Genomic DNA, 8,530 nt, shown 5'->3' with positions numbered 1-8,530 from the left:
TTCTGGAGTGAAGGGAATGACTCAGTTTCACCGCATCGCCGCCCTGCTGGCCCTGGCCTTCGTACTCGGCGGTTGCACCAGCAAACCGGTGTACAACGCCAAGGAAGAGTTTTCCAGCAACCTGGGGTTCACCGACGCGCAGATGAGCCGCGCCATTGTCACGGCGCTGAATGACCGCCAGTGGGTCGTGCAATCGGTACGTCCGGGCATGATCAAAGCCGCCATCACTGTACGCGGCCGCCATCACGCCGAAGTCGACATTCCGTTCAGCGCGACTTCGTTCGAAATCGACTACCGCAGCAGCTACGGCCTGGACGCCAAGGACGGCAAGATCCACGGTAACTACAATCGCTGGGTCAATCGTCTGCGTGACAACGTACTCAAAGAGCTGTCGATCAACCCGGACATCGAAGCCGTCAATAACCTGGGCATCATCAAGCAAGGCGCCGATGAGCCGACTTACCTGAGCTTCCGTGAAGGCGTCAAACGCGCTACCGACGCCGGCCTGCTCGACGGCAGCGTGAAGTTCTACCTGGCCGGCGAAGTGCTGCCCAACCAGGTGCGCAAACTCGACACCGTCAGCAGCAGCCGCAAGACCAACGGTTCGAACAAATCCGACGCCGACGCCTGCTTCTGGGCGCTGCAATCGGCCCTCGCGACCTTGCAGGCAGCGGCGAAGAAAGCCGATGCGAATGCGGTAATCAACATCGCCAGCGTCGACCAGCGCGACCTGTACAAAGACACCGAAAAATTCCAGTGCCGCGCCGGGCTGGTGGTGTCGAGTGTGGCGTTGCGCGGGGATCTGGCGCACGTGGATTGATTGAGCCGTCGGAAACGACAAAGGGCGCCATTCGGCGCCCTCTTCACTTTCAGCATCTACACTCGTCCAGACAGTCCCCGCATCGTGCCTGCCGGAACAGCGAGCCCGATCGCTCGAACACTCGCCGTTCTCTTTCACCGTCAAGGAGACAACCATGCAAGCGAAAGCCCTGATCGCCGCCACCCTGTTCAGTCTGCTGCCCGGTACCAGCCACGCCACCAATCTGATGTACATGCCGTTCGAAACAGTCGTGTCGGATGCAATGCGCGCCGGGCGGCTGGATGGCAGTGTGAAGTTTTATCTGGTCGGCAACGGGCCTCAGGGCACTCAGCGGTTGTTGCAGCGCGGGGTGGTCAGTGACTTGAAGACTAACGGTTTCAACAAGAGCGATCACGACTCCTGCGAGTGGGTGTTGCAGTCGAATCTGATTGCACTGCAGGCCGAGGCCAAGCGTGTCGGGGCGAATGCGGTGACCAATATCGTCAGCTATTACGACCAGCATGTGCGCAAGGATCTGAACACTTACGAATGTCGGGCCGGGGTGTTTGTGACGCGGGTGGCGTTGAAGGGTGATCTGGTGCGGCTGCCCTGATCAACCGGCTTCAACCTTGCGTGTGAGCAACTCGACGAATGCCTTGGCCATCGGTGATTTCTGGTCTTTGCGCTGCACCAGCCACACCGCCGTCACGGCTTCGGGATCGAGCAGCGGTCGGTAGACCACGCCGTCGATGCGCATCCGCTGATACGACGCCGGCATGACCGACACACCCAGACCTGCGGCCACCAGACCGATGATGGTCATGGCTTCGCCAGCCTCCTGGGCGAAGTGCGGACTGAAGCCCGCGTCGCGGGCCAGACTGATCAACTGCGAATAGAGACCGCTGCCGTAGCTGCGCGGGAAGAACACGAACGGTTCGAGGGCCAGCGCCGAGAGGAACAGCCCCTCTTCAGAGCCCTGCGCCAGCGGATGTTTGGAGCTGAGCACGGCCACCAGCGGCTCGCGCATCAGTTCCACCACGCTGAGCGAATCCGGCAAACCCAGCGGGCGCATGATGCCGACCTCGATCGATTCGTCCACCAACGCGTCAGCCACCATGGTGCTGCTCATCTCCCGCAGGTTCAGGTGCACGGCCGGAAAGCGCTGGCGAAACGAGAAGATCGCCTGGGGAATGGTCGAGTTGAACGGCGCCGATGAGGTGAAGCCGATCTTCAGTTCACCCAGCTCGCCGAGTTGCGCGCGGCGGGCTACGTCGGCCGCTTTATCGACTTGCGCGAGCACCAGCCGCGCTTCCTCCAGAAACAGTCGCCCGGCCTCGCTGAGCTCGACCCGACGATTGGTACGTTCGAAAAGCCGCGCGCCGACTTCCTGTTCCAGCGCCTGGATCTGCTGGCTCAGCGGTGGCTGGGAGATACCCAGCACCTGCGCGGCGCGGCCGAAGTGCAGTTCTTCGGCGACGGCGATGAAGTAGCGCAGATGACGTAATTCCATGGGCACCCCATTAGGTCGTGAAAGCTATCAAACAGGTCGAACAATATATTGGATAGAAACATTAGCCAGCTATATGATTTTTTCATTGCCTGCCTGCCTGCGCCCTCCGAGGTCTGATGTGAAAACCGCCGTCGCTCCACTGGCCCATGAAGTCCCGCCCGCTGCGGCGGACGATGTACTGACCGAACTGCAAGAGATCTACATCGAGAAAGGCACGCCCGCGTTCATGCGCACGGTACTGGCGCTGTTCAGCGGCGGCTTCGCAACCTTCGCCCTGTTGTACTGCGTGCAGCCGATGATGCCGCTGCTGTCCCACGAATATTCGATCAACGCCGCGCAGAGCAGCCTGATCCTGTCGGTGGCCACCGGCATGCTGGCCTTCGGTCTGCTGATCACCGGCCCGATTTCCGATCGGGTCGGGCGCAAACCGGTGATGGTTGCCGCGCTGTTTGCCGCGGCGCTGTGCACCATCGCCAGTTCGATGATGCCGAGCTGGCACGGCGTCTTGATCATGCGCGCGCTGATCGGGCTGTCATTGAGTGGCCTGGCGGCGGTCGCGATGACTTACCTGAGCGAGGAAATCCATCCGCAGCACATCGGTCTGGCGATGGGTCTGTACATCGGTGGTAACGCAATTGGCGGCATGAGCGGGCGGTTGATCACCGGTGTGCTGATCGACTTCGTCAGCTGGCACACGGCGATGATGGTGATCGGTGGGCTGGCGCTGATCGCGGCGGCGGTGTTCTGGAAGATCCTGCCGGAGTCGCGCAACTTCCGCTCTCGCTCGCTGCATCCGCGCAGCCTGCTCGACGGCTTCACCATGCACTTTCGCGATGCCGGCCTGCCGCTGCTGTTCCTTGAGGCGTTCGTGCTGATGGGCGCGTTCGTCACGCTGTTCAACTACATCGGCTATCGCCTGCTGGCCGAGCCGTACCACATGGATCAAGTGTTCGTGGGGCTGTTGTCGGTGGTGTACCTGTCGGGCATCTACAGCTCGGCGAAAATCGGTTCGCTGGCCGACAAACTGGGTCGCCGCAAAGTGCTGTGGGCCACCATCGCCCTGATGTTCGCCGGCCTCGCCCTGACGATGTTCACACCGCTGCCGCTGGTGATCGTCGGCATGCTGATCTTCACCTTCGGCTTCTTCGGCGCCCACTCGGTGGCCAGCAGCTGGATCGGCCGCCGGGCGCTCAAGGCCAAGGGCCAGGCGTCGTCGTTGTACCTGTTCAGCTATTACGCCGGTTCGAGCATCGCCGGGACGGCGGGCGGGGTGTTCTGGCACATGGCGGAATGGAACGGGATCGGCCTGTTCATCGGCGCGCTGTTGCTGGTGGCACTGTTGGTGGCGTTGAAGCTGGCGAAGCTGCCGCCGCTGGGTGGTGGCGAAAAGGTTTAGCCACAACTGCGCCTAGCGGTAATCACGGGCCAAGGTACACTGACGGCATTCGCCTGCTTTGGTAAAGGAAGCCAGAATGCGCCTGGACCGTCTCCACATTAAAAATTTTCGTTGCTACGAAGATGCCACCTTCGACTTTCAGCCGGGATTCAATCTGGTGGTGGGGGTTAATGGGAGCGGGAAGACCTCATTGTTGCAGGCAGTGGCAGCCAGCTTCGAAGACGTCCCGGCATGCATGGCTTTCTATAGTGACTTACTGACAGATAGCGATGCTCGTTTTGTCATCGACACCTACGATGGACGAGTTCGATTCGAACGTAAATATCCGGTTTTGCTAGAGGCAAACGGACAAATCTTAGACTCTCGTAAATGGTCAAAAATCAAACAACGGGCCGATGAATTCATATCTCCTGACTCAAACCTTGTAGACACGGTAAGGGGATACGTAGATGGCCTGAATCAAGATAAAAACTCCGACTTACCTTTATTAGCGTTTTATCGTGGCAACAGAAGATGGGCGGTGAGCGATGTCTCTGCGGAGTACTCTGCCACTCAAAAAATTTCACGGTTCGACGGGTATAAGAATTGGCATGACTCCGCCGCCGACATTCGAGACTTTGAAAGTTGGGTCATCGGTAAAACCCTAGAACAGCTGCAGACCATCCATAGATCTTCCGGGGTTATGTCGATCTTTGACGATGAGCTGTCCTGGATCAGTACCGCCATAAAATACGCTCTACCCGACTCAACCGGTCTTTATTACGACCTCCCGCTTCGTAGCATCTTGGTGAATTTCGGAAACGATTTAGTCATTCCATTCAATGAACTGAGCGATGGCCAGCGTGGCTTGATTGCCCTCATTGCCGATATCGCCCGCCGCATGTGCATCCTCAATCCCCACATGGGCAAGAACGTCCTGAAGAACACCTCCGGCGTGGTCATCATCGACGAACTGGATATCCACCTTCATCCGGCGTGGCAACGCAGCATCGTGCCTGCATTGAGACAGGCATTTCCCAAAGTCCAGTTCATCGCCGCAAGCCACTCCCCACAAATCATCGGCAGCCTGAAACCTGAAGAAGTCATCGTGTTGCACAACGGGGATCCTACTCATCCGCGGGTCACCTACGGTCTGGATTCCAGCAGCGTACTTGAAGAGGTAATGGGCGTTACGCAGCGCGAACCAGAAATCGAAGATCTGCTGTCCGAGCTTTTTTCCACGTTGGAAGACAACGACCTCGAAAAGGCAAAATCACAACTTGAGGCGCTGAAAAAGAAAGCCCCCGACCTACCGGAATTTGCCGGCGCCGAAGCACTGATCAGGCGCAAGGAGATTCTCGGCAAATGAAGCGAGTGCTCAAAGGAACTGAACCCGCTTCATTTACAGATTGGAAAAACTCGGCGAACGACGATTGGAGTCCAACTTACCCAACGCTACAAAACCCGCAAAAACGGGATTTGCATAATGCCCTGCTTAAGGAGCAAGGCTTCTTCTGTTGTTATTGCGGCCGGGAAATAGATGCCTCGACCAGCCATATCGAGCACTTCAGACCTCAAGAGCATTTCGAAGAGCTGGCGTTGGAGTTTCACAACCTTCATGCCTCCTGCCTGCGAGAAACCAGGCCCGGCAATCCGTTGCACTGCGGCCATAAGAAGGGCAACTGGTTCGACGAAAACCAACACATTTCTCCCACCGACGAGAACTGTGAACAGCGCTTCCGATATCTGCGAACCGGCGAAATCCAGCCAAAAGACTCTGACGACGTTCCCGCCACAAAAATGATCGAGGTATTGGCGCTAGACATCGCCTACCTCAAAAATCGACGTCAGGACACAATCCGCCGCCTCTTCGATGATGAGTTCGTCATGCAAGTCAGCGAGGAAGAGCTTGAGCGGTTGGTGACGGCGATCAGAAATACCGCGATTCCCAATCAAAAACCCTTCGACCACATCATCGCCCGCTACGCCGAACAACTCCTCGGTCGCTAAATCCATCGCAAACAAAAACGCCCGGCATAAGCCGGGCGTTTTTGTTTTCTACCGTTAGAGCTGAGCGCCGATTACTCGTGATACTGCGCCGACAAATCGTGCACCGCACGCAGGAACGCGCCGGCGTGTTCCGGATCGACTTCCGGCGTAATGCCGTGGCCGAGGTTGAACACGTGGCCGCTGCCCTTGCCGTAGCTGGCGAGGATGCGCCCGACTTCGGTGCGGATCGCTTCAGGTTTGGCGTACAGCACGGTCGGGTCCATGTTGCCTTGCAGCGCGACCTTGTCACCCACGCGGGCGCGGGCGTTGCCGATGTCGCAGGTCCAGTCCAGACCCAGTGCATCGGCGCCAGCGTCGGCGATGCTCTCCAGCCACAAGCCGCCGTTCTTGGTGAACAGGATCACCGGCACCTTGCGACCGTCGTGCTCGCGGATCAGGCCGCTGACGATTTTCTTCATGTAGGCCAGGGAGAACTCCTGATATGCCGCCGCCGACAGGTTGCCGCCCCAGGTATCGAAGATCTGCACCGCTTGCGCGCCGGCCTGGATCTGGCCGTTGAGGTACGAGGTCACCGATTGCGCCAGCTTGTCCAGCAGCAGGTGCATGGCTTGCGGGTTGTCGTAGAGCATCGCCTTGGTCTTGCGGAAGTCTTTCGACGAGCCGCCTTCGACCATGTACGTGGCGAGGGTCCACGGGCTGCCAGAGAAACCGATCAGCGGCACGCGGCCGTTCAGTTCGCGGCGGATGGTGCTGACCGCGTCCATCACGTAGCCGAGGTCTTTGTGCGGATCCGGGATCGGCAGGGCTTCGATGTCGGCCAGGGTGCTGACGACTTTCTTGAAGCGCGGACCTTCACCGGTCTCGAAGTACAGGCCCTGGCCCATGGCATCGGGGATGGTGAGGATGTCGGAGAACAGGATCGCCGCGTCCAGTTGCGGATAGCGGTCGAGGGGTTGCAGCGTGACTTCGCAGGCGAATTCCGGATTCATGCACAGGCTCATGAAATCACCGGCCTGGGCGCGGCTGGCGCGGTATTCCGGCAGGTAGCGGCCGGCCTGGCGCATCATCCACACAGGGGTGACGTCTACGGGTTGCTTGAGCAGGGCGCGGAGGAAACGGTCGTTCTTCAGGGCAGTCATGTCGGCATCCGGAAAAAAAGTGCGGGCATTTTCTCAGAGCGCGACGCAAAAGGCACGGATGCAGGTCAGCCTTTTGTCTATCGGGTCAATTTGTCGCGCTGGAAATGCGCTATCAGCAACACTGAGAAACACTGTGGGAGCTGGCTTGCCAGCGATGCAGGCAACTCGGTTTTTTCAGGTAAACCAAGTTGATGCAATCGCTGGCGAGCCAGCTCCCACAGGTATTGCGGTGCAGTTTTGAACCGGGTTAGACCCCCAGGTAATCCAGGATCCCTTCAGCCGCATTGCGGCCTTCGAAGATCGCCGTCACCACCAGGTCGGAACCGCGCACCATGTCGCCACCGGCGAAGATTTTCGGGTTGCTGGTCTGGTGCTTGTACTGACCTTGCTCGGGCGCAACGACGCGGCCCTGGCTGTCGGTCTGGATTTCGAACTGTTCGAACCACGGCGCCGGGCTCGGGCGGAAACCGAAAGCGATGACCACGGCGTCGGCCGGAATGATCTCTTCGGAGCCCGGAATCGGCTCTGGGCTGCGACGGCCACGGGCGTCAGGCTCGCCGAGACGGGTCTCGACCACTTTCACGCCTTCGACCTTGTCTTCGCCGACGATGGCGATTGGCTGGCGGTTGTAGAGGAATTTCACGCCTTCTTCCTTGGCGTTCTTCACCTCTTTGCGCGAGCCGGGCATGTTCGCTTCGTCACGACGATAGGCGCAGGTCACCGACTTGGCGCCCTGGCGGATCGAGGTGCGGTTGCAGTCCATCGCCGTGTCGCCGCCGCCCAGCACCACGACCTTCTTGCCTTTCATGTCGACGAAATCTTCCGGCGACTTTTCAAAGCCCAGGTTGCGATTGACGTTGGCGATCAGGAAGTCCAGCGCGTCATAGACGCCCGGCAGATCCTCACCGGCAAAACCGCCCTTCATGTAGGTGTAGGTGCCCATGCCCATGAACACGGCATCGTATTCGGCGAGCAGTTGCTCCATGGTCACGTCCTTGCCGACCTCGGTGTTGAGGCGGAACTCGATGCCCATGCCGGTGAAGACTTCGCGGCGATTGCTCAGCACGGTCTTCTCGAGCTTGAACTCGGGGATGCCGAAGGTCAGCAGACCGCCGATTTCCGGGTTCTTGTCGAACACCACAGGCGTCACGCCGCCACGCACCAGCACGTCGGCACAACCCAGACCCGCCGGGCCCGCGCCGATGATCGCGACGCGCTTGCCGGTCGGTTTGACCTTGGACATGTCCGGGCGCCAGCCCATGGCGAACGCGGTGTCGGTGATGTACTTCTCGACCGAACCGATGGTCACCGCGCCGAAGCCGTCGTTAAGGGTGCAGGCACCCTCGCACAGACGATCTTGCGGGCACACCCGGCCGCAGACTTCCGGCAGGGTGTTGGTCTGGTGCGACAGCTCGGCGGCCTGGAGGATGTTGCCCTCGGCCACCAGTTTCAGCCAGTTCGGAATGAAGTTGTGCACCGGGCACTTCCATTCGCAATACGGGTTGCCGCAACCCAGGCAGCGGTGGGCCTGATCGGCCGACTGCTGGGGTTTGAACGGTTCGTAGATTTCCACGAACTCTTTCTTGCGTTGACGCAACAGTTTCTTCTTCGGATCCTTGCGCCCGACATCGATGAACTGGAAGTCGTTATTCAGACGTTCAGCCATTGTTAAAACCTCATCAAACTCTTCAGGCGCA

At 59.3% G+C, this 8,530-nt stretch carries 8 protein-coding genes; 5 read left to right on the top strand and 3 right to left on the bottom strand.

Translation table 11 applies throughout. The features are described from left to right. Positions 1 to 16: 16 nt before the first annotated feature. Positions 17 to 820, top strand: coding sequence for a hypothetical protein (locus tag QR290_RS03430; RefSeq protein WP_115076274.1), 804 nt, complete (start codon positions 17 to 19; stop codon positions 818 to 820). A gap of 154 nt (positions 821 to 974) precedes the next feature. Further along, on the top strand, positions 975 to 1,412 hold the full coding sequence (locus QR290_RS03425) for an excinuclease (RefSeq protein ID WP_115076273.1): 438 nt from the start codon (positions 975 to 977) through the stop codon (positions 1,410 to 1,412). On the opposite strand, the gene QR290_RS03420 is transcribed toward QR290_RS03425, so the two are convergent. Then, the gene (locus QR290_RS03420) at positions 1,413 to 2,309 is read right to left on the bottom strand and encodes a LysR family transcriptional regulator (protein WP_039766450.1); all 897 of its coding nucleotides are present in this window, start codon (positions 2,307 to 2,309) and stop codon (positions 1,413 to 1,415) included. A gap of 118 nt (positions 2,310 to 2,427) precedes the next feature. Between QR290_RS03420 and QR290_RS03415 the strand changes: the two genes are divergently transcribed. From QR290_RS03415 to QR290_RS03405, 3 genes are all read left to right on the top strand, one after another. Next, positions 2,428 to 3,705 carry an MFS transporter gene (locus QR290_RS03415; RefSeq protein WP_289204331.1) on the top strand — a complete coding sequence of 426 codons (1,278 nt, stop codon included), beginning with the start codon at positions 2,428 to 2,430 and terminating at the stop codon, positions 3,703 to 3,705. A 76-nt stretch (positions 3,706 to 3,781) separates the two neighbouring features. Continuing rightward, positions 3,782 to 5,053, top strand: a complete 1,272-nt coding sequence (locus QR290_RS03410; RefSeq protein WP_289204330.1) for an AAA family ATPase — start codon at positions 3,782 to 3,784, stop codon at positions 5,051 to 5,053. Further along, the gene (locus QR290_RS03405; protein WP_289204329.1) at positions 5,050 to 5,694 is read left to right on the top strand and encodes a retron system putative HNH endonuclease; all 645 of its coding nucleotides are present in this window, start codon (positions 5,050 to 5,052) and stop codon (positions 5,692 to 5,694) included. The genes QR290_RS03410 and QR290_RS03405 overlap by 4 nt, the downstream gene beginning before the upstream one ends. 71 nt (positions 5,695 to 5,765) lie before the next feature. Here QR290_RS03405 and hemE read toward each other — a convergent pair whose 3' ends face one another. Next, a complete protein-coding gene (hemE, locus tag QR290_RS03400) occupies positions 5,766 to 6,833 on the bottom strand; it encodes a uroporphyrinogen decarboxylase (protein ID WP_289204328.1) in 1,068 nt (355 codons plus the stop codon). A gap of 247 nt (positions 6,834 to 7,080) precedes the next feature. After that, a complete protein-coding gene (locus QR290_RS03395) occupies positions 7,081 to 8,499 on the bottom strand; it encodes an FAD-dependent oxidoreductase (protein ID WP_007909438.1) in 1,419 nt (472 codons plus the stop codon). Positions 8,500 to 8,530 lie beyond the last annotated feature (31 nt).

The sequence above is a fragment of the Pseudomonas fluorescens genome (genome assembly GCF_030344995.1).
Taxonomy (GTDB): domain Bacteria; phylum Pseudomonadota; class Gammaproteobacteria; order Pseudomonadales; family Pseudomonadaceae; genus Aquipseudomonas; species Aquipseudomonas fluorescens_BF.
This window is presented reverse-complemented; position numbering and strand designations above follow the sequence as displayed.

Coding starts and splice junctions, on each gene's coding strand:
- QR290_RS03425 (WP_115076273.1), top strand. CDS start 975: ATGCAAGCGAAAGCCCTGATCGCCGCCACCCTGTTCAGTCTGCTGCCC.
- hemE (WP_289204328.1), bottom strand. CDS start 6,833: ATGACTGCCCTGAAGAACGACCGTTTCCTCCGCGCCCTGCTCAAGCAA.
- QR290_RS03420 (WP_039766450.1), bottom strand. CDS start 2,309: ATGGAATTACGTCATCTGCGCTACTTCATCGCCGTCGCCGAAGAACTG.
- QR290_RS03430 (WP_115076274.1), top strand. CDS start 17: ATGACTCAGTTTCACCGCATCGCCGCCCTGCTGGCCCTGGCCTTCGTA.
- QR290_RS03395 (WP_007909438.1), bottom strand. CDS start 8,499: ATGGCTGAACGTCTGAATAACGACTTCCAGTTCATCGATGTCGGGCGC.
- QR290_RS03410 (WP_289204330.1), top strand. CDS start 3,782: ATGCGCCTGGACCGTCTCCACATTAAAAATTTTCGTTGCTACGAAGAT.
- QR290_RS03405 (WP_289204329.1), top strand. CDS start 5,050: ATGAAGCGAGTGCTCAAAGGAACTGAACCCGCTTCATTTACAGATTGG.